General features: G+C 70.3%; 14 protein-coding genes. 3 read left to right on the top strand and 11 right to left on the bottom strand.

Annotated features, from left to right (window positions below; genetic code table 11):
- Nucleotides 1-27: 27 nt before the first annotated feature.
- The gene (locus DAE25_RS03230) at nucleotides 28-1,104 is read right to left on the bottom strand and encodes a sulfite exporter TauE/SafE family protein (RefSeq protein WP_107764955.1); all 1,077 of its coding nucleotides are present in this window, start codon (nucleotides 1,102-1,104) and stop codon (nucleotides 28-30) included.
- Nucleotides 1,105-1,408: 304 nt separating this feature from the next.
- Here DAE25_RS03230 and DAE25_RS03235 point away from each other — a divergent pair, with 304 nt between their 5' ends.
- Entirely contained in the window at nucleotides 1,409-6,916 is a 5,508-nt protein-coding gene (locus DAE25_RS03235) for a beta strand repeat-containing protein (RefSeq protein WP_107764742.1), read from the top strand.
- 259 nt (nucleotides 6,917-7,175) lie between these two features.
- Nucleotides 7,176-8,492 carry an FG-GAP repeat domain-containing protein gene (locus DAE25_RS03240; RefSeq protein ID WP_159083538.1) on the top strand — a complete coding sequence of 439 codons (1,317 nt, stop codon included), beginning with the start codon at nucleotides 7,176-7,178 and terminating at the stop codon, nucleotides 8,490-8,492.
- A 31-nt stretch (nucleotides 8,493-8,523) separates the two neighbouring features.
- Here the strand turns inward: DAE25_RS03240 and DAE25_RS03245 are convergent, their stop codons facing one another.
- The 3 genes from DAE25_RS03245 to DAE25_RS03255 form a co-directional block, all read right to left on the bottom strand.
- A complete protein-coding gene (locus DAE25_RS03245; protein ID WP_159083539.1) occupies nucleotides 8,524-9,228 on the bottom strand; it encodes a laminin G domain-containing protein in 705 nt (234 codons plus the stop codon).
- Between the two features lie 181 nt (nucleotides 9,229-9,409).
- On the bottom strand, nucleotides 9,410-10,162 hold the full coding sequence (locus DAE25_RS03250; RefSeq protein ID WP_107764745.1) for a LamG-like jellyroll fold domain-containing protein: 753 nt from the start codon (nucleotides 10,160-10,162) through the stop codon (nucleotides 9,410-9,412).
- Between the two features lie 160 nt (nucleotides 10,163-10,322).
- The gene (locus tag DAE25_RS03255; protein ID WP_159083540.1) at nucleotides 10,323-11,186 is read right to left on the bottom strand and encodes a sulfotransferase; all 864 of its coding nucleotides are present in this window, start codon (nucleotides 11,184-11,186) and stop codon (nucleotides 10,323-10,325) included.
- Nucleotides 11,187-11,565: 379 nt separating this feature from the next.
- Here DAE25_RS03255 and DAE25_RS03260 point away from each other — a divergent pair, with 379 nt between their 5' ends.
- The gene (locus DAE25_RS03260) at nucleotides 11,566-12,732 is read left to right on the top strand and encodes a hypothetical protein (RefSeq protein ID WP_159083541.1); all 1,167 of its coding nucleotides are present in this window, start codon (nucleotides 11,566-11,568) and stop codon (nucleotides 12,730-12,732) included.
- Between the two features lie 40 nt (nucleotides 12,733-12,772).
- Here DAE25_RS03260 and DAE25_RS03265 read toward each other — a convergent pair whose 3' ends face one another.
- The 7 genes from DAE25_RS03265 to DAE25_RS03295 are packed head-to-tail and all read right to left on the bottom strand — an operon-like array spanning nucleotide 12,773 to nucleotide 21,138.
- On the bottom strand, nucleotides 12,773-14,341 hold the full coding sequence (locus tag DAE25_RS03265; protein WP_159083542.1) for an MATE family efflux transporter: 1,569 nt from the start codon (nucleotides 14,339-14,341) through the stop codon (nucleotides 12,773-12,775).
- The gene (locus DAE25_RS03270; protein ID WP_159083543.1) at nucleotides 14,338-15,906 is read right to left on the bottom strand and encodes a hypothetical protein; all 1,569 of its coding nucleotides are present in this window, start codon (nucleotides 15,904-15,906) and stop codon (nucleotides 14,338-14,340) included. Before DAE25_RS03270 ends, DAE25_RS03265 begins: the two co-directional genes overlap by 4 nt.
- A complete protein-coding gene (locus DAE25_RS03275) occupies nucleotides 15,896-16,750 on the bottom strand; it encodes a hypothetical protein (protein ID WP_159083544.1) in 855 nt (284 codons plus the stop codon). Before DAE25_RS03275 ends, DAE25_RS03270 begins: the two co-directional genes overlap by 11 nt.
- A complete protein-coding gene (locus DAE25_RS03280) occupies nucleotides 16,747-17,616 on the bottom strand; it encodes a sulfotransferase family protein (RefSeq protein WP_107764751.1) in 870 nt (289 codons plus the stop codon). The genes DAE25_RS03275 and DAE25_RS03280 overlap by 4 nt, the downstream gene beginning before the upstream one ends.
- A complete protein-coding gene (locus DAE25_RS03285; protein ID WP_107764752.1) occupies nucleotides 17,613-18,854 on the bottom strand; it encodes a hypothetical protein in 1,242 nt (413 codons plus the stop codon). Before DAE25_RS03285 ends, DAE25_RS03280 begins: the two co-directional genes overlap by 4 nt.
- A complete protein-coding gene (locus DAE25_RS03290; RefSeq protein WP_107764753.1) occupies nucleotides 18,851-20,212 on the bottom strand; it encodes a hypothetical protein in 1,362 nt (453 codons plus the stop codon). The genes DAE25_RS03285 and DAE25_RS03290 overlap by 4 nt, the downstream gene beginning before the upstream one ends.
- Nucleotides 20,212-21,138: a sulfotransferase gene (locus DAE25_RS03295; RefSeq protein ID WP_107764754.1), complete on the bottom strand. Its 927-nt coding sequence runs from the start codon at nucleotides 21,136-21,138 to the stop codon at nucleotides 20,212-20,214. Before DAE25_RS03295 ends, DAE25_RS03290 begins: the two co-directional genes overlap by 1 nt.
- Between the last annotated feature and the right edge of the window lie 89 nt (nucleotides 21,139-21,227).

The raw sequence follows: 21,227 nt of genomic DNA on the forward strand, positions 1-21,227 counted from the left end.
CCCGCACGCAGCAGGAGGGTCCGCGGATCAATCTGCGGCCGAGGAGGACGTCGAGGTGGCGGCCGCCGCGGACTTGCCCACAATGGGTGAGGTCGGCGGCTCCGGCTTCGGCGCGCGGAACCCGCCCGGCCGGTACGTCGGGTCCTCGACCTGCGCGAGGGTGGGTGCGCCGAACATCGGCAGCCCGGTGGTGTGGCGCAGGACGCCCCACACCACGGGCAGCAGCAGGAGGGTGACCAGCCCGACGAGGGCGATCAGCCCCGGGTGGGTCTCGTGCTCACCCGCGCCCAGCGGCGCCCAGCCGGCCTTGTCGAGCAGCGCCACGCCCGACATGGTGAGCACGACGACGATCCCGCGCCGGATGATCGACTGCGGCACGCGCGGCGCCACCATGCTGCCGATGATCGTCCCGGGCACCGACCCGAGGACGAGCGGGACGAGGATGGCCCAGTCGAGCCCGTGGAGCGCGATGTTGGAGATCGCCGCGGCCATCACGAGGGGCACGGCCTGGACGAGGTCGGTGCCGACCAGCTTCACCGCGCTGAGGCCGGGGTAGAGCATCAGCAGCGCGATCATGATGACCGACCCGGAGCCGACGCTGGTGATGCCGACGAGGAGGCCGCCGAGGGCGCCGATCAGCAGCGTCGGGAGGGGGCGGACGACCGGGTCCGTGTCGTCGGAGTGGCTGCCGGTGCGCATCCGCCGCAGGTTGATGTAGAGCCGCAGGGCGTAGGTGGCCGCTGCGAAGAGCAGTGCGAAGCCGATGCACAGCTTGAGGGTGCGGTCGAGGCCGCCGGGGGGAGCCAGCCAGTTGATGAGGTAGGGCCCGAGCAGGGCCGTCGGCACCGAGCCGATCACGAGCCAGGTGGCGAGCCGCATGTGGGGGGAGCCCTCGCGCTTGTGCACGATCGCGCCGCCGGTCTTGTATACCGCCGCGGCCGTCAGGTCGGCGGTGACGACGGTGGCCGCGTCCCCGACGCCGAGGAAGATGAGGGCCGGTGTCATCAGCGCTCCACCGCCCATGCCGGTCAGGCCGACCACGACGCCGACGAGGAAGCCGGCCACGAGGATGGAGAGGAAAGCGGTCGTCACGAGGTCGCCCATGATCACCCTGTCGGTCTGCGGACGCGCCGCGTGCGGGCACGACGTCGCGTCGATGAAGTCGATGAAGGTGCATCACATACGGCGCCCCGGCCCGGGCCCCGGTCGCGGTCCGGAATCCCCCACAAGTTGGGGACGTGGGGTCCCGGAACCGGGTGGAACAGACCGCTTCCGGGGGTGACCGTGGCCACTCTCCCCGATTTGGGTGATAGGAGCCCGGATGGGCCAGTCGCGCCCCGCCGCCGGTCCTACGTTCCCGGGCAGGCGGCAGTGCGGCAGGGGACTGCGCCCTCACTAGGAGTGCAGGATGAACCTTCTTCACACAGGCACGCGGCGTCACGTCGCAGTCGCGGCGGTGGTCTCGATGGTGGCCACCGTCCTCGCGGCGGTCGGCCTGACCGCGAGTCCAGCGTCCGCCGCGGACGTCATCACCTTCCGCGCCGGGGCCGAGGCGACGTACAACCAGCCGACCGCGCGGGTGACGATCCCGGCGGCCGTCCGCGAGACCGACGGCATGCTGCTCTTCGTCACCAAGAACAACGCCGCGGCGACGGTGACGGTTCCGCCCGCTGGATGGGCGCTCGAGGGTCAGGTGACGGCCAGCACCGACACGCAGACCTTCCTCTACAGCAAGGTCGCGGTCGCCAACGACGCCGGTCGCAACGCGGCCGTCACGTTCTCGGCGACGACGAAGTCGACGATCACCCTCCTCGCCTACGACGGCACCGCGGCCGACCCGGTGTCCGCGTTCGCGTCCGCCGCCGAGACGGTCAACCGGGCGACGCACACGACACCCGTCGCCCAGGTCGGGACCGCCGGCTCGCTCGTCGTCTCCTACTGGGCCGACAAGTCCGCCTCGCTCACCACCGGATGGACCCTCCCGGCCGGCCAGACCCAGCGCAGCATCGCGCTCGGCACCGGCGCCGGGCGGATCACCTCCGTGGCATCCGACTCCAACGCCCCGTCGGGCGTCGGCCCCACCACGGCCCGCACCGCCACCGGCGCCGTCTCCACGGCCAAGGCCACCATGTGGACCGTGGTCCTGCAGGCCGACCAGACCGTCGCGCCCAACGTCGCGCCGGTGGCCTCCTTCACCGTGAGCTGCCCGCAGGCGACCTGCACCGTCGATGCGTCCGGATCGACCGACACCGCTCCGGGCACCGTGAGCTCCTACGCCTGGGACTTCGGCGACGGCACCACCGGCACCGGCGTGTCCACCACGCACACTTACGCCACCGGCGGTGCGAAGACCATCACGCTGCGGGTGACCGACAACCAGGGCCTGGTCTCGGCGCCGGCGACCCGCACGGCGAACCCGACCGTGACGACGGTCCCGTCCAGCGGCCAGCCCAACCACAACCGCCTCGTCCCGGACCGCCCGCGCACCAACACGCCGCGGATCAGCAACGGTGAGATCTGGGACATCGAGGTCGTGCCGGCGCTCAACCGCGTCTTCATCGCCGGCAACTTCACGTCGCTCGCCAACACCATCAGTCCCACGACGACCATCAACCAGGCCGGCCTGGCGAGCTACAACTACCAGACCGGTCTGATCGACACGAGCTTCCGCCCGACCTTCAACGGCGGTGTGTCCGCCGTCGAAGTGACGCCGGACGGCACCAAGCTCTTCGTGGGTGGCTCCTTCAACACCGTCAACGGCGTCGCCAAGCAGAAGGTCGCCAGCCTCAACCTCACCACCGGGGCCCCGCTGAGCACCTTCGGCTTCACCAACAGCACCAACAACCAGGTGCAGTCGCTCGCCGCCACCAACAGCACGCTCTATGTCGGTGGCCGCTACACCCGGATCAACGGGCAGCTCCGCACCGGCCTGGCCGCGGTCAACGCCGCCTCTGGTGTCGTCGACATGGCCTTCGACAACCAGCTCGCGGGTGGGATCGGCGTCAACGGCCAGCTCGGCGTCCCGCAGCTCAAGCTCACCCACGACGAGTCCAAGCTGCTCGTGGTGCACACCGGTCGCCAGATCGACGGCCAGGACCGGCTCGGCATGGGCATCATCGACACCGCCACCAAGGAGCTGCTGCCCTGGCGCAGCCAGCTGTGGGACGAGAACCTCGCCCGCGTCGGTGGCGTCACCCGCATCTACGGTGCGGACATCGCCCCCGACGACTCCTACTTCGTCGTGACGAGCGGCTCGGGCGGCGACGCCCCGCCGATCAGCGACACCGCGATCCGCTACCCGCTCACCGCTGCGGCGCTCCAGGACTCCGACGTGCAGCCGGCCTGGATCTCACGACACTTCGACAGCATCTACTCGGTGGCCATCACCGAGGTCGCGGTGTACGTCGGTGGGCACTTCGGCTTCATCGAGTCGCCGTCGTCCGACGACCCGTGGCCCGGCCTGGACAACGTCGGCTACGGCACGGGCCAGGGCCTGGCCGGCTACGGCCTCGGCGACCAGGTGGTCCGGCGCGACCACATCGCTGCCCTCAGCACCACCACGGGCAAGGCGCTCGAGTGGAACCCGAACGGCGGGTCCAACTCGTTCGAGGGCGACAAGGCCATGGAGGCCACGCCCCGGGGCCTGTTCATCGGTGGGGACGGCATGTTCAAGGGAGGCGTACGCACCGGCCGGGTCGGGTTCTTCGACTTCAACTCCGTGACCAACCCGCCCGCCCTGCCCGACACCACCATCACCACACCCATCGAGGGTCGCGTGGTCGCCACCAACACGCCGTTCGAGGTCACCGGCACGGCGCGCGTCGCCACCGGCAGCGTCGGACGGGTGCAGGTGCGGGTCCAGGACCGCGACAGCGGCCAGTTCCTCACGTCCGGCAACACGTGGACGAGCACCGCGACGTCGGTGAACGCCACCCTCGGCGCCGGCACCACGACCCGGTCGTGGACCCTCGGCAACCGGGTCGTGACGACCAACCGCAACCTGCTGATCTCCGCGCAGGCATTCACGGCTGCCGTCGGCGGCACCGGGGACTCCACCCAGGCGACGAAGAAGATCGAGTCGTTCGGCCTGGACGACCAGACGCCGACCACCGGGATCTCCGGCCCGAGCGGCATCCAGACCTCGACCACCTTCACGGTGACCGGCACCGCCAACGACGACAAGGGCGTCAACTCGCTGAGCTTCTGGTTCCGCGACGAGCAGAACCGCTACCTGCAGGCCGACGGGACGGTGGACGACATCTTCAACACCTTCCGTGGCACCCCCGACGTCATCGGCGCGACGGCGGCCACGTGGTCCTACGAGGTCACGCTTCCCCACGAGGGCGTGTGGCGCGGCAGCGCCACCGCGACCGACACCATCGGTCAGGCCGACCTCCGCAGCGCCACTCGCGACTGGACGGTCGACTCCACGGCCGTCTCCCCGACGGTGACCATCGCGGCCCCGGTCTCGATGACCCCGCCGTTCACGGTCCCGGCCCTCACGGTCGAGCCCGGCGGGCGGATGACCTTCTCCGGCACGGCGACCGACGACGAGGGCCTCAAGAACGTCGAGGTCACCTTCCGGAACTCCTCCACCGGTGAGAACCTCGGCAACGACTGCAGCTGGGGGCTCGGCATCAGCGCTGGCGCCTGCCGGGTGTCGGCGGTGGACATCGCCGGGTCGACGTACAACTGGTCCTGGACGACTCCCGCCAACATGTCACCCGGCACCTACACCTTCACCGTGCGCGCCACCGACGACGAGGACCTCACGACGTCGTCGGCCAACCGCGGCTCGCTCACCGTCAACGCCCAGTACGCCGGCGACCTGGCACCTGACGGGACGATGGCCTTCACGGCGCCGACCGACAAGTCGCTGATCGTCAACCTGGCGGGCACCGCCACCGACGACGTCGGGCTGGAGAGCGTGCGGGTCTCCCTGCAGGACCGGGACACCGGACGCTACCTCCAGGCCAACGGCACCATGGCCGCGGCGATCGCGTTCCGCAACGCGACGCTCACTCCGGCGACCGGCACCGCCGCGAGCTGGAGCCTGCCTGCCATCACCCTGCCGTCGGGAGGCAACTGGAGGTTCACCGCGATCACCTTCGACTCCCGCGGCCAGCAGGACCCGACCCCGGCCCAGGGCAACTACCGCTTCTACCCGGGGGACGGACCCCCCACCCTGAGCGAGACCCTGGGACAGCCGGTGAGCGGCACGGCGTTCACCGACGGCAAGATCGTGGTCACCGGTCGCGCCGAGGACGCCCCCGACGCCTCCGCCGGGATCGCGTCGGTGCGCATCGGCGTGGTCAACGCCGCGGGCCAGTACATGGGCTCGACCGGCACCTTCACCAGCACGACGGCCAGCTTCCGCACGGCGTTCCTGAACAGTCCCGGCAGCGCGGGGTCGAACTACTCGTTCACGACACCGGTCATCCCGGCCGGCACCTACACCGTGCTCGTGCAGTCCGTCGACGTCCACGACCAGCTCAGTGACAGCGACCCGGTCACCGTGGGTGACCAGCCGCGGGCCTCGACGGGGGTGACGGTGAGCCAGCCGGCCAACAACCCGCCGGTGGCCAGCTTCACCTACAGCTGCACCCAGAACGTCTGCACCTTCGACGGTCGCGGGTCCACGGACGAGAACACCGCCTCGCTGACGTACTCGTGGAACTTCGGCACCCAGGGGACGGCCACGGGCCCGCTGCCCACCAGGACCTTCACCGCGCCGGGCACGTTCCCGGTGACCCTGACGGTCCGCGACGAGTGGACGCTGACCCACACCACGCTCCCGGTGAACGTCGTGATCGCCGAGCCGACGGGCAACTCCGCCCCCGTCCCGACCTTCACGCAGAGCTGCCAGGGCCTGACCTGTGCGGTGAGTAGTGCGGGCACCGCCGACCCCAACACGGGCGATGTCGTCTCCTACTCGTGGAACTGGGGTGACGGCACGGCGGTCAGCACGGGTGCCTCGCCCGCCGCCCACGTCTACGCGGCGGCCGGCAACTACACGATCACGCTCACCACCACGGACGGCTGGGGCAGGACCGCCTCGACCACCCGCAACGTGAGCCTGTCCGAGCCGGCCGGCAACACGGCGCCGACCGCCGCCTTCACCGTCGCCTGCACGTCGTTCACGCAGTGCACCACCAACAGCTCCGGCACCCAGGACGCCCAGGGCGACGCGCTGAGGTACTCTTGGAACTGGGGTGACGCCAGCACGCCGAGCACGACGGCCAACCCGACCAAGACCTACACCAGCACGGGCACCTACACCATCGTGCTGAGCGTCACGGACGTGTGGGGCAAGGTGGGCACGGCCACCCGGACGGTGACGATCACGGAGCCGGCCGGCAACACCGCGCCGACCGCCGGGACCGTCGCAGGCTCGTGCACGACGACCAACACCACGTGCACGCTCACCGCCACGGGGAGCAGCGACCCCGACACCGCAAGCGGCGACGCCATCCGCAACTACGTCTGGAGCTGGGGTGACGGCACCCCGGACACGACCGGCACGTCGGCGGGCCAGTCGCACGTGTTCCCGACGCCCGGGACCTACGTGGTCACGCTGCGGGTGCTGGACAAGTGGGGCAGGGCGAGCGCTCCGGTCACCACCTCGGTGAGCACCGCGGCCGAGCCGGCTGGCAACGCCGGGCCGGTGGTGACCTTCAACCAGCCCGTGTGCACGGGTCGGACATGTGCGGTGAGCAGCGCCGGGACCACGGACGCGGTCGGGGGCATCCGCAGCTACACCTGGACCTGGGCCGACGGGACGCCGGACACGGTGACGACGTCCACCAACACCCAGAGCCACGTCTACGCGGCGGCCGGCACCTACGTGATCAGGCTGGTCGCGACCGACAACTGGGGGAGGACCACCACGGTCACCAGGACGGTGACGATCACCTGACCGCCCCGCTCGACACGCGGCGCCCGTCCCGAGCGATCGGGGCGGGCGCTTCGTGTCGCGCAGTCCGTGTCGCCGAGGCGCCTGGGGCCACTCGAGGTGTTTCCCCCAGTTTGGCCATGGCCACCGCGAGCGTGCGCATGCTTCCATGGATTCACCTCGACATCGCCCGCGACGGTCGCCGATCGGTGCGCGGGGGCCGGGAGTGCAGATGTCGGTCAAGCCAGGACGTGCAACGGCGCTCGGCGCCGGTCTCGTTGCCATGAGCGCTCTTCTGGGTGCCGTATCGACCCAACAAGCGTCCGCCGGGCCCCTCGCGACCCTCGCACCGTCGGTCAACCTCGTCGACCGCGCAGTCGCGGCCGGCATCAACTGGCCGTCCACGCCCTCGTGGGACCTGTCTGTCGTCGACTACGACAACGACGGTGACACCGACTTCTCGATGTCCCTGCACATGAGGAACGCGGGGGAGCTGCGCCGCAACAACGGCAATGGGACGTTCACCCGTGTCGCTACCGGGAACCCCGCGACCACCATCATGCCCAGGCCCAACCCCCAGGGTGGCCTCGTCGACCGGCACTCCTGTACGTGGGCCGATTTCGACCACGATCCGGACGGCTTGCAGGACGCGTACTGCGCGGCCGGCCGCTACGCGAGCAACCGGTACAAGGACGAGAGCATCAACAACGAGCTGTTCCTCCAGACCTCGGTGGGTGTCTTCAGGGACGCTGCCACCGCCTCCGGCGTCGGTGAGCCGTGCACACGAGGTCGGCACGTGGCTGCACTCGACCTCAACAACGACGGGTGGCAGGACCTCTTCCTAGGTGCTCAGGCGCCTCGCAACGTTGCCTCCGACCGCTGCAACACCGAGGCCCTCGCTCCGTACAACGAGCAGTCCAAGGTCTTCATCAACCAAGGCGACAACGCCCAGGGCGTCTGGCAGGGCTTCAGGTTCGGCCGGGAGTGGAACGTCAGCCAGGCCAACACCGGCAACCGCCTCGCCCTGCCCTGGGACTACAACCGTGACGGACGGATGGACCTGCTCACCTCCACCTACGCGATGAAGGCCGCGTTCCTCTACCGCAACACCGGCACGGGATTCCAGGAGGTGGCCAGGTCGGGCACGGTACGGCTGCCCCTTTTCAACCGTGCATCCCTCGCCGATCTCACGGGTGACGGGATCCTCGACCTGGTCTACGCCGACGATACGGGGTTCGCCTACCGCGCCGGCACAGGCACGGCGACGGGCATCAGCGGCACCACGGTGCGCATCGGGACGGTCCCCTCGGGTGGAGTGGGGTGGGGTGCTGCCGTGGGTGACGTCAACGGGGACGGGCGGCTCGACGTCTACGGGCTGGTCGCGTCTGCCAACAACACGGGCAACCCGGCGGACTACGTCTTCGTGAGCACCGCTCCGACAACCTGGCAACGCCACGAGGTGCCATCTGCCGGCGGCGACGCCAATGACGTCATCCCGGTGATCGTCAACGGACGGAGCCAGTTCGTCGTCCTCAACGGTGGCAACGACGAGGGAGAGACCCCGGGACCCGTCCAGCTCATCGCCTGGTCGGGACCGTGACTGGCGTCATCCGCCATGAGGACGGCCCCGCTCACCCCTTGGTGAGACGGACGTAGTCGACGGATCCCGAGAAGTAGTCGCAGTCCACACGCACGGCGTCACACTGCTGCTTGCCGCCGACCGTCCACGGCTTGTTGTTGTTGAGGGTGCCGGTGGCGGCGGTTCGCCTGTCCGCCACTGCGCCGTCGACGTGGAGGGTGACCGAGGTCGGCGTCCTGGCGCAGCGCACGACATGCCACTCTCCGTCGGAGACGGATCTCGGCGACGTCACCGCTGCGGTGCCCTGCGACGTCGCGAACGTGCACCGGATGCGGCCGCGGTTGAACTGGAGCTTCACCTGGCCACCCGACGTGTTCGAGTACCCCTTCTGCAGGAGGTTGGGCGTCTCACCGGAGGATCCGCCCACCGAGGAGGCGAACCGGACCTCGACGGAGAAGTTGCCTCGACCGGGGTCCAGCGATGCGTCAGCGGCGTCCGGTACGACGATGAGGTGCTCGTTGCGGTAGGCGACGCCCTCGGTGGGGCTGTGGCGGTCGAAGGAGGCGACGGCCCCGTCCATCATCAGGTGCGAGCCGATCGCACCGTGGTGGCCGAGCCCGCTCGAGTCGACGGCGGTCGAGGCGCCCGGCCCCTCGTTCAGCTCCAGGGCTAGCACGGTGGTCGACGCGGCGGGTGCGGGCGCGGGGTGTGAAAGACACAGCATCACCGTGCCGGCTGCGGCGAGTCCTCCTCGCACACCGATCACCTGGGCCTCCAGGGGTGAGCATCGAGCGCCGGACCGTCGTCCCGGCACGGGACCACGATCGCAGGATCCGGGAGGCGAAGTCGAGGCCCTCCGGATCATCGGGCGCGGTTACCCAGCATTGAGGACCCGACACGGGTCCTCAGCCGGGGTGCGCCTGCCGGATCGTGCGCCCTCAGCTGCCCCGGTGCACCCGGACGTAGTCGATCTGACCCGAGAAGTAGTCGCAGGTCACCCGGATCTGGTCGCAGTTGATCTTGCCCCCGATGGTCATCGGGATGCGGTTGTCGATGGTGCCCACGGCACCAGCCTTCCTGCCGACCCTGATGCCGTCGACCCACAGCTCGACCGCGGTGGGGGTCTTGACGCAGCGAAGGACGTGCCACGCGTTGTCGTTGAGGGCCACCTTGGCCCGGGTGGCTCCGCGCGCGATCGACCCCTTGTACAGGCAGGACGGACGTCCCTGAGGGTTCTGGATCTTCCACTGTCCTCCGCTCGAGGTGGCCTGACCCTTCTGCGCGATGTTGCCGAAGTTCTCCTGCGTCCGGTAGCGGATCTCGATCGTGAAGGTGTCGTTCATAGGGTCGAGGTTGGGATTGTCAGGGATCTGGATCACCCGCTCCGGACTCGCGGGCGCGAGGTTCGGGGGACGCCGTGGCCAGCTGTAGGCAGTGGCGCCGTCGAAGCTGAAGCCCGTGTCGATCCCGGCCTGGTTGACAGGCGTGTCGAAGCCGTTCGGCCCGCTGTCGACCATCGTGGTCGCCCCAGCGGGCTCGTTCATCTCCCAGCTCGCCTCCACCTCGACGGCCTTCGCGGCCATCGCGGCGTCCGCGGTCGTGACGATCGAGGTAGAGGCGGCCAACGCCAGCACCATCGTGCCCAGCGTGGTGGTGGCCCGAAGCCGTGACGTCCCGCGAGATCGGTTCATGTGTGTCGACTCCCTGTGTCCACCCGCGCCGCGGCCGACGTCGGGTCACGCGACCCGACGTCGCGCTTTCGGGCCAATTCCACACGCCGAGGGGACCAGTGAAGAGGCTGACGCACTCATCACCCCCAAGTTGGGGACGCGCGCCAGCAGCATGATGTGGTCAGAGGAGTCGTGTTCGGGCTTCTTCGACCTTCGACAGCGTGTCCCCGCCGACCCGCTCGATGGCCCGCACGTCATCGTCCGCGAGCTTGGAGCGCCACTCGTCGGCCACGCTGGCAGGGGAGCGATCGAAGTTGTGCAGCTTTGCGGGGTCCGCCACTACGGCTGTTGACTTGTCGCCGAACTCCTCGCCCATCGCGGCAGACCACGTCAGCTCCAGGATCGCCGCGAGACGCCGCGCTGCCGAGACACCTCCGGAGGCGAGCTCGGCGTGCGAGACGATCAGGGCTCCGCAGGCGGCGGCGTCGCGCAGGGCGAGCTCGTGCAGCACCGACCAGAACGCACCCATCTCCTCGGCCGAGGAGGCGTCACCGGAGTCGGGGATTTCAGGAAGGTCGACGTTGCCACCCCTCACCCGAGCCTCCTGTGCGATCAGGGACAGCTCGTCCAGTCGCGGTCGCCAGTCGACGCGTCGATAGCTGGTCAGGATTGCCCCGGGGTGGCGGTAGACCAAAACAGGTGTCGCGCCCGTCGCTCGCGCCACGGCAGGCATCGACAGCAGGGCGTACGGGTCCTTGACCACCAGACGGGTGCTCGGAAGCGGGCCGGCCCACTGGCGGGAGCCGAAACGGCTGTAGACCATGGGATTCCAGCCGTGGTAGGCCGCCCGCAGGAGGAATCGCTGTCGGGGCGTGAACTCGGTGACCCGTGACCAGCCGTGGAGAGTCCCCCCCAGGGCGTACTGACGGCCGCGCGGATTCATCGGCTCCCGCCCGGCGAGCGCCGTGCCGGGGGACTTCGCGAGCAGCCGGGCTGCCCACGTGGTGCCTGAACGAGGCACTCCGGTCACCAGGATGGGCTTCACCTTCGGTCTCCTCACCGTGCCGACGAGCCCTGTCATGGACTGGCACCCACGCCGACAGTAGTGGGGCCGCCCGCTCAGCGACCTGCGATTTCGTGACACGGGGGCCCGATTCCCCGAATTCGGGGACGCGTCACCGCCCGGTTCTCCGTGAGGGACGCACACACGTGAAGTCGCCGACGGCATCCTCAATATTGGGGTAATCCCCGAAACGGCGGGGTCAAGTTTGTGTTCCTGAGTGACCCGTCCCGTACGGTCCTTCGAGTTCAAGGAACCAGGTCTGGTCCAGCCCGTGCTGTCCTGCGCGGGTGTGAGCGGGTGAGCGCTCCGACGGACCTGGCGTCCCTCGTTGTCATGTGACCATCCCCCGAAGGGTCAACAGATGCATTCACTTTCACGTCGCTCCATGCTCCGCCTCGCCGCCGGTGCCGCCGGCACCACCGGCGTCATGGGCGGACTGCTCGTTCCCGCCCACGCCTCGTCCAGGGTCCGGGCCTGGCTCGACCGCAGCGTCGTCCAGCCCGGCGAGCAGCTGACCCTCCGTTACGTGGAGGAGCTGACGCAGGCTCGCTCCATCCGCGTCAAGGACAGCAACGGTCTCGGCTGGGAGCTGCACTCCAAGACCCGCACCTCGAAGGTTTGGAAGGCGACGGCGAGCGCGACCGGATCCGGCACGGTCACGGTCATCACGACCCGCGCCGACGGCAAGGTCTTCCGGGACGAGGTGCCGTACGAGGTGACCAGCACGACGCCCGACAAGACCGTGCCCAGCGGCGGACCGCTGATCGGGATGAGCGCGCCGTCCGACGTCTGGGACCAGCGTGTGGCCGAGGTCGGAGCCGGTCTGGGTGCCCGCCGGATCTTCGCCGACCTGGCCGCGGGTCCCAACAGCCAGATCCGGGCGATCGAGGAAGCCCACGCCGCCGGGATGATGCCGGTTGTCTCGTACAAGGTCGGTGGCGATCTTGCGGGCGCCATCGCCGGGGCGTACAACGGCGTGGCCGAGCAGGCCGCCGCAAAGCTGGAGTCGTACGGCCGCCCGACGGCGGTCACCTTCTGGCACGAGCCGTGTGGCGACATGACGGGTGCGCAGTTCGCCGCCGGGAGCCGGCAGGTCCTGCCCGCCTTCCAGCGCGGTGAGCTGAAGGTGGGGCCGATCCTCAACGGGTGGCTGCTCGACAACCAGGTCCCCGAGTTCGACACCTTCCTCCCCGACGACCTCATGGGCAGCTGGGACTACGTGGGCATCGACACGTACGAGGGGGGCACCGTGACGGCTCCCGGCGCCCGGAAGCCCGCGGAGCGGATCCTCGCGCTCTCGGCGTACGTGAAGGCGCGTGGCTACGACCTGCCCCTGGGCGTCGGCGAGTACAACGGGTTCTCGGCCGAGACGATCACCGCCGCCGGTGAGGCACTCCTCAGCACCCCCAATGTCTGGTTCGGGTGCCTGTGGAACGCCAACGACGTGCGCGACTGGACGCTGTCGGGCGACCGGCTCGCTGCTTTCCGGGCCACCGTGAACGACCCGCGGGCCGCCAGCGTCAGCTGAGCAGCGACCTCCACCTCCGTCCCGGGACCTGGCGCACGCGTCAGGCCCCGGACGGCGGGTTGATGCGGCGCCCGGCCGAGCGACGCCTGCTGAGCGCCGAACGGAAGGCATTGAGGCCGAGGCTCTCGCGCCAGGACCAGATCGCGGCCAGGTAGACCATCGTGCTGAGGGCGAGCACGGCCACCCGGGCCGGTGTCGACCAGTCGAGCGCGACGGGTACGAGGCCCACCAGCCCGAAGCAGCCAACAGCGCCCAGGCCGACGTACAGGGACGGTCGGGTGAGTGGGAACAGGCCCAGGTGCCGATGGACCTGGATGAGCGGCAGCAGGTTGCGCACGGCGATCGCGACCGACCAGGAGATGGCTGCGCCGCGGATGCCGTAGAGAGGTATCAGCACGAGGTTCAGGCCCACGTTGACCACGAGGGTCACCACGCTGTTCACGAGACTCAGCCAGCTGTGCCCCGCCATGAGCAGCACGGAGTCCACCGGTCCGCATGCAGTGGCGAGGAGCATGGTCAGGGACAGGATCAGCACGACGTCCGAGGCGACCTCGTACCCGTCGCCGAAGACGGCCATCAGGATGGGTGCCCAGGTCGCGGTGACGAGGTAGAGCGGCCACGCGGCGATCATGCTCCACAAGGTGGCGGCCTGGAACGTCGAGTTGGCGGCGCCGGTCTCCCCGCGCGTGAACAGCGCGCTCAGCTGGGGTGACAACGCCTGTTGGACCGACTGGACGAACAGCTGCCCGAAGACGATGAACCGTGTCGCGGCGGTGTACAGCGCCGCGTCGGCCGGGGACGCCAGCGCAGCCACCAGCACGATGTCGGAACGCTTCAGTGCCGTCTGGGTGACTCGTGCGATGGCCCGCGGCGCGGTGTAGGACCAGAACTCCCGGGCGAGCTGGCCCCATGGCCTCGGCGCCTGGGCGGTCGTTGCCCGTTGGGCCACCAGGTCTCGCAAGGACACCAGGGAGAAAGCCAGCCCCACGACGTACGGCAGGGACCACGCCAGGGCCAGCGCGGGAGCACCCGCGCCGGCCAGGTAGGCCGCGAGCACGGCCAGGGACTGGAGGCCGAGGCGACCGATGTTCTCGATCATCACGGTGGCCCTCATGGTGCCCATGCCCCTCGTCGCGGCCAGCGCCAGGCTGTGGAGCGCCGCGAAGGGCAGGACCAGCGCCAAGGTGCGCAGCATCTCCGACATCGTGCTCGCGGCCTCGTTGCCGACCATGTACGGCGACACCGTCGGCGCGAGGACGTAGAGCCCCGCGGCTGCAGTAAGGGAGAAGGCCACGACAGGCGCTGCCGCTACGGCCATCGTGCGCCGCACGTCGGCCGAGCGTCCGGACGCGAGATGAGCCGGGAGCAACCGGACCACCCCGGTGTCCGTGCCCAGGAGCGCGATCGACTCCAGGATGAGGAAGGCCGCCGTCGCGGCGAACAGCGTGCCGGCGACCGTGGGGGAGAAGCCGTTGGTGACGACGACCACGAGAAGGATGCCGAACAGCGCACTGCAGGCCGCGCCCAGGACGCTGGCCGTCCCCCTGCGGGCGAGCTTCTCCAGCTGCCCCCCGTGGGTCACCGCTGCCGCTGGAGCTACGGCCGTCATCGCTTCGCCTCGGCGGCTGGGTCTCGCGCGAGCGACGCGGCCGGCTCCTGCTCTGCTGCGCGGGAGGCGTCGCCGACGCCCCGCCCGTGCATCTTCATGCTGCGGGCCCCGACCACCAGGGCGCCGAGGGCAGTCGACGTCGAGGTCCTGTCGCTCGCCAGCTGGGCGACGTCGCGGGCGCGTGTGCGGCCGACCGTGACGACGACGAGGCCCAGGTCGGCGGCGCCGACGACGGCCTCACCCTCGGCGCTGTCGATGCTCGGCGCCTGGATGATCACCAGGTGTCCGGCCTCGACCAGGGGGCGCAGGACCGTGCGTAGCCGGTCGGCGACGAAGAGCTCGGTGCTTGCGGTGCCGAGGCCCCACGGCAGCAGGCACAGCAAGGGCTCGACGCTGGGCTGGAGCATCTCGTGCACGTTGAGGCGTTCGTGGAGGAGCGCTTCGGCCAGACCTCGTTGCTCCACCTCCAGGCCGCTGCTGGTGGGGGGGCCGTCGGCCCGGACGAGGACGACGCGGTGGCCGGCCTGTGCGAAGGACTGCGCCACGGTCTCCGCCGCGACCGCGTCGGTCCCACGGGCTCCCGGTGGGGCCACGGCGATGATCTCCGGGCTCGGGTCGAGGTCGAGGATCTTGGCCCGCAGTCTCCGGATGGTCGCGTCGACGCCCTCGGTCGGCGGGGTGCGTCGCAACCGGTCTCCCCATCCGCGGGCCGGGACGGCCGCGATGACCGGCAGCCCGGCTTCCTCCACCTCGGGGGCGGACCGGACCACCCCGGCGAACCGCTCGAGCGCGACGGCGATCAGGCACCCGAGCACGAGCCCGGCGAAGGCGCCTCCGAGCATCAGCACGAGCGGCGTCAGGCCGGCCGTGCTCGAGCCGGGCGAGGCCGGGGAGATGACCGAACCGGCCGGGGCCTCGCTGTTCTCCAGGTAGGAGCGCTGGGCCCGGAGGCTGACGAGCTCGTTGCGCAGTGCGCTGGCCAGCTCCGTCTGGAAGAGTCGCTCGGCCTCGCCGCCACGCTGCGCGGCCGCGGTGGCAGCCCGGAGGTCGTCCACCACGTCCTGGGTCTGCGACTCCACCCGCGCCATCCTCTCGGCGTTGACCTCGAGTGCGCGCCGGTCACGGTTGGCCAGGTAGGCGACCGACCATGCATCCGCCAGCTGCTGGGCCGTAGCCGCGTCGGATGCGGTGTAGGTCATCTCGAGGACCTGCGAGTTGGGGGGCAGGGAGATGGTCGTGGCCCGCTGGAGCTCGCGCAGGGTCAGCTGGGGGTTGTCGGCCGCGACGTCGCTCAACACCTCCGCCGAACGCGCCACCTGCGCCTCGGTCTCGAGGCTCGTCACCTCGTCCTGGCGCACCGATGACGGCGCCGGCGCGAACGGGTTGCCCACGGTGGGGTTCACCAGGACGTGCGCCGTGCTCGCGTACGTCACCTGCTGGGACGAGGCGAGCAGCCAGCCGATCAGAAGGCCGTTGACCAGGCACCAGACGACCACGAGCACGTGGTGCCGGACGGCCCGGAGGAGCAGAGGCCGGGGTGCGGGCGGAGTGATGTCAGACGACATGGTGGGCATCCTCTGGACGAGTGCGGACATCCGGCAGGTAGCCGGCGGACAATGGGTGAGGACCTGTTGCAGAGGACACATGCAGGTGTGGGCGCCTGCGGTCGCGCAGGGCACCGAGGAGGCAACCGGCGAGCATGCCGAGCATCGCTCCCGATGCCAGCGGGACCTCGCGGTTGGAGTAGTCCGGCTTGGCAGCAAGGACCGCCGGGCTGACGACCTCGGCCGGTGCGAGCCTCGCCTCCTCGAGCTCCTGGAGTCCGGCGCGGAGGTCTACGAGGTAGGCGAACTGCTCGTCGAGTGCAGGGATCACGAGCCCGCGCCGCTGCTCCTGCGCCAGTGCGTCCTCCTGTCCGGCGACCCACAGGCGCAGGAGACGCAGCTGGTCGGGACGGAGCGAGCCGAGGGCGTTGCGCCGGACGCGGACCAGTGCGGCGGCGGCGGCATCAGCTGCTTCGGCGGCGACGGGCGCCGACGTCGCCGTCACACTCACGTGGAGCACGTGGCTGTTGGGCGAGGCCGTCACGGACAGGCTGTCGCGGGCCTCGTCCGTGTCGACGCCGAGGACGCCGGCGACGGCACCGAGCACCTCCGGGCTGCCGAGCAGCTGGGCGTCGGTGTCGATGGTGACCTCCGGAGGCACCAGACCCGTACCGGTGGGCAGGACGTACTTGGGGACGGGCGTGAGCGACAGCGACGTGGTCGAGGTCCAGGTGCTCGACTGGGTCACCGACAGCACGAGACCGACCAGCAGGCCGAGCACCGTGAGACCGCCGATCCGGAGCCGGTGCCGACGGACGAATGCGGTGTGGTCGGACCAGAGCGGCAGCTCCGCCCGTCGGCTCATGACAGCCATGCGGGCTCCCGTTCGAGGAGCCGTGCGAGCGCGCGGTCGTGGGGCTCGAAGTGTTTGTGCAGCTGGGCCCTGGTGGTGTCCAGCATGGGCGAGCTGGGGCGTCCGTTCCACCGGTCGAACCGGTCTGGCATGACCTGGGGAAGTCCTAGGAACTCGAGGACGCCGCCGTACGTCGCCTCCGGGTGCTCGAAGAACGACTCGCTCTCGATCACGTGGATGCGGTCGTGCGGGATGAAGTCGCGCATCCGCAGGAGCTGGTCGGCGTACTCACCGCGCAGCCGGTAGGCCTGGTGGCGGTGGCGCGCGCTCTGGTAGCTGTCGTCGAGACACATGCGCTCCACCTCGCCGTCGAGTCGCTGCTCCTCGAGCTCGAGGGCACGCTCGAACGACTCGGTCTCGAACCCGCGCGCGTGCTCGTGCTTCCACGCGGAGTAGGCCCGCTCGACCGGGTCGCGCAGCATCATCAGGATGCGGACGTCCGGGAGGTCCCGCGCGATCCGCTCCGCCGCGCGCGGGTGGAACATGTAGTAGCCGCTGGCCTCGAACGTCATCGGCTCGCCGGCATTGGCGTGCGTGCGGCGCTGGAGGTAAGACGTGGTCGGGAAGTGCCCCTGGTACCACGCGAAGCCCTTGTCGTAGTTGACGTCGAAGTAGTTGACGCCCTTGTGGTAGTTGGCGGAGTGGACGAGGGGGTGGGACTGGAGTGCGCGGAAGAACGAGGTGGTTCCCGCGCGCTGGGCCCCGACGAGCACGAACGAAGGGAGCTGGCGGTGGCCCGCGGTGGCGGAGCCCACCCGGACGGAGACAACTCGTCCCAGCGCCTTGACACGGTGGGGTGCGACGGTGCGGATGCTCATGATCGTCCTCTCGACGGTGCGGGATGTTCGTTCGTGGTGCGCTCCAGCAGTGCGAGTGCCCAGGCGGTACGTCGCTGCAGTGCAGGGGTGGCTCCGTGCCTCAGCGCCTCCACGTAGCGCGCTGAGATCTCGAGCAGGTAGAGCCGCAGCGTGAGCGCGTGCACGCGAGGATCGACCCCCGCCTGCTCAAGGAGCTCGGGGACCGACCGCAGGAAGGCATCCTCGCGACGACGCGCGTCTCGCTCGCCCGGGTGGATGACCTGTGCGGCGAAATGGAGGGCGTCGAAGCCCATCGGCACGGTCGGGTCGTAGCGCTCCCAGTCCCACACCTGCAGGACCCCTTCGCCCATGCCCATGTTCCAGTGGCCCCAGTCACCGTGCCAGCCGCCCATCCGGACGAGCGCGTCGCCGTGGCGGAACTCGATGTCGTCGACGACCGGCCACAGTCGCTGACCCAGCGGCTCGCGGGCCAGCTCGTCGGCCACGTCGCGCATCCGGTCCCAGAAGCTGCTGGCGGCCAGGGACATCCCCGACAGACCTGTCAGCTCGGCGAGCTCTCGCATGGCGGCGTGGCGCGAGGACGGCAGCACCGGGTTGCGCGCGTCGGTCGCGAGCGGTGAGATGGCCAGCACCTCGAGACCGTTCCACCGGCCGTGGTGCAGCAGCTGTGGCACCCGGAAGGACGTCGGTCCGAGGTCGCCGACCGTGGTGAGCGCGTCGGCCTCGCGGCGTACGAGGGCAGCCGTCAGCTCGTTGTGTCCGACCTTCGTGTAGCCGAGGAGTCGTCCGGTGAGGTCGAAGACCTGCAGGACAGGCTTCTGGTTGACCCGTCGGGTGCCCAGCATGATGCCGACCCGCACCGGCGTGCCGAAGCACTCGGCGAGATGCGTCTCGATCGAGTCGGCGCCGAGGTCGTCCCCGGGGACACGCAGCATGGGCCACCGGGCCAGGGCGAAGGCCCGTGTCCCGACCGAGCGTTCGAGGAGTCCCCGCAGCGGGCGCGCGGCACGGCCGCGTCCGCTGCCGAGCCGCTGGAGCATGCTCGACGAGCCGGGCACGTCGGCGGGGACCAGCAGTCGCGGTCGGCGCTCGCTGGGGAACAGGTAGGCGTCGCGGTGCGGCTGGTCGCCGCGGTGCCGGGTGCGCGTCACGTGGGGCGCCTCCCACGGCTCGGGCCACAGCAGTCGCGCGACCTCCGCGGCGTACGACGCGGACGAGTCCGTCGACGAGAAGCTCATGCGGCCACCCCCTCGGCGTCCGCCTGGTCGCTGCGGGCCATCAGTCCGATCGCGATCATCGACGTGAACATCGCCGAGCCGAGGGAGTCGTACACGAAGAAGCAGAGCACCGACACGAGGAGCACCGTGCACGTCGTGACGTCCAGCGGTGCCGGTCCTCGGGCCCGTCGCAGGAACTGCAGCGCGAAGAACGACAGGCACAGCAGGGTGCCGATGAAGCCGGTGGTCAGGACCAGGCGCCACATGAAGCCCTGGGTGCCCAACGGTGGCGGGGCACACTGTCGACACTGCGCCGTCCCGCCCCCGGCCAGCGAGCTGAAGCTCCCCTGCATCGTGCGCGTGGTGCCGTAGCCCACGACCGGAGATCCCTGGGCGGTGACCGAGACGACCGTCTCGGCGGTCCCGGCCCGCCGGTCGTTGCTGTGCGGGGTCTCCACCCGAAGTGCCAACGTGTCGTAGAGGGGGGAGGAGGCGAAGCCGATCCCGCCGATCACGAGGGCGACGACCAGGATCTGCAGTGCGCGCCCGCGGCCGTTGACCGCGAGGCGGAAGGCGGCGTAGGCGGCCGCGAGGGCGAGCGAGAGCCAGAGCCCCCGATTGAGCGAGAAGGTGATGGGGACGATCGCCGCCAGCAGCACCAGTGGACCCACCTTGCGCCGCCACCCGGCGTCCCTGCCGAACCAGCCCAGGACGAAGAAGGGCAGGTAGAGCGCGATGTTGTTGCCCCAGGCGTTGGAATAGGGGAACGGGGCCGTGGGGCGAGGCTGGACGTAGCCGAGGAAGTCGCTGGACGTGGCCAGCGACGGGTGCACCAGGGCACTGATGAAGTTGCTCGACGTCATCCGTCGGGGCAACAGGAGCTCCACCGCCGAACGGAACTCCAGCGTCGGGGCCAGCACCGCCAGCATGCCGAACGCCGCAGTGACAACGAACATCCAGCCCAGGAGGCGAACGATCCGTTGGGTCGACACGACCCGCGCCGTGTTGGCCACGTAGAGCATCACGATCGTGATCGCGAGGTACCAGCCTGCTCTCACCGTGAACCCGGCGAGACGACCCAGCCCACCCCCCGGCATGGTCCCGGGTGCCTCCGCCCGCACGAGGAACGCGCCGGCCAGCATCCACATCAGGAACAGCACCCACAGCGCGAAGCCGTGCGGCACGCGCAGCGGGCGCTGCCGATGCAGGATCACGGCCATGGCCGCCGCCATCGCGAAGAAGATGAGCTGGGCCAGGCCGAGCGCCCACCACAGCGGGAAGCCCAGGTAGAGCACGGCCAGTGGCCATCCGGGCTTGAAGAAGCGGGGCGCGGCGGGTGCGACGGGGCGCACGGACAGCCCCAGGGCGCTCGACGACATCATGCGGTCCTGGCGGGCGCCGTCCGCGACCCCGGGCCGACGTAGCCGTAGCGCAGCAGCTGGGGCAGCGTCACGGCCGTGACGACGGCCCGCGCGCCGGTCGGCAGCGCGCTGCGCCAGGCATCGTCGACCCGCAGGTCGACCTGGCCGGCGGTGAAGCGGGTCCGGCTGCCGGCGACGCCGTGGCTCGGGCCGAGGGTGACGCTGCGCTCGCCCACGTGGTCGAGGTCGCCCGGCGCCGGCGGCAGGCCGACGCTGCGCAGTGCCTGCTCGAGGGTGGGCCGGGGTCGGCTCACCAGGTCCTCGTAGCGCACCCGGGCGGCATACGGCGCGGCCGCACCGAGGAGGCTGGACTCCAGCTGCAGGGCGGTCCACAGCACGGCGACCCGCTGCGCGGAGTAGGTGCCCATCATGTCGCCGTCGGTGGACTGGGGCTTGCGGATCCCCGTCTTGCCCCAGGAGTTGGCCACGCCGCGCGAGTCGCGGACCAGGTTGACGACACGCAGGTCGAGCCCCTCGATGCGGCGCAGGGCGAACAGCTGGGCCGTCGACTTGCTCGCGTCGACGACGACCTCGGCACCGGAGACGGCCGCGACCGACCGGTAGAGCCGCTCGTGGACGTCGACGTACTCGTCGAGCTCGCGCTGGAAGGACGCCGTCGCGCCCGTGAGCATGCGGAGGACGTGACGGTGCCGGACCACCCGGGGCTGGAGGTGGGCCATCCTCCGGGTGACGTCGGACCACCCGCCGAAGGCGTGCTCGCCGACCTCGGTCCAGAAGGGGCACAGGGAAAAGGGCTCGCCGCATCCGCACCGCTGGTCCTGCGTCGCGACCCGCGAGAAGATCGCGTTGAGCTCACCGGCATTGACGGATCCGTCCACGGCGCCGAGCATTCGCTCGAGCAGCGTGCTGCCGGATCGGCCCACGCCTACGATGTAGAGCACCTTCAAGACTTCCCCCGGACCTAGTGAGCACCCCGATTCCGTTCGCCGTCGAACGGGCTGCGGACCAGACG

It is taken from the genome of Nocardioides terrigena (assembly GCF_003047265.1).
In the GTDB taxonomy this organism is placed as follows: domain Bacteria; phylum Actinomycetota; class Actinomycetes; order Propionibacteriales; family Nocardioidaceae; genus Nocardioides; species Nocardioides terrigena.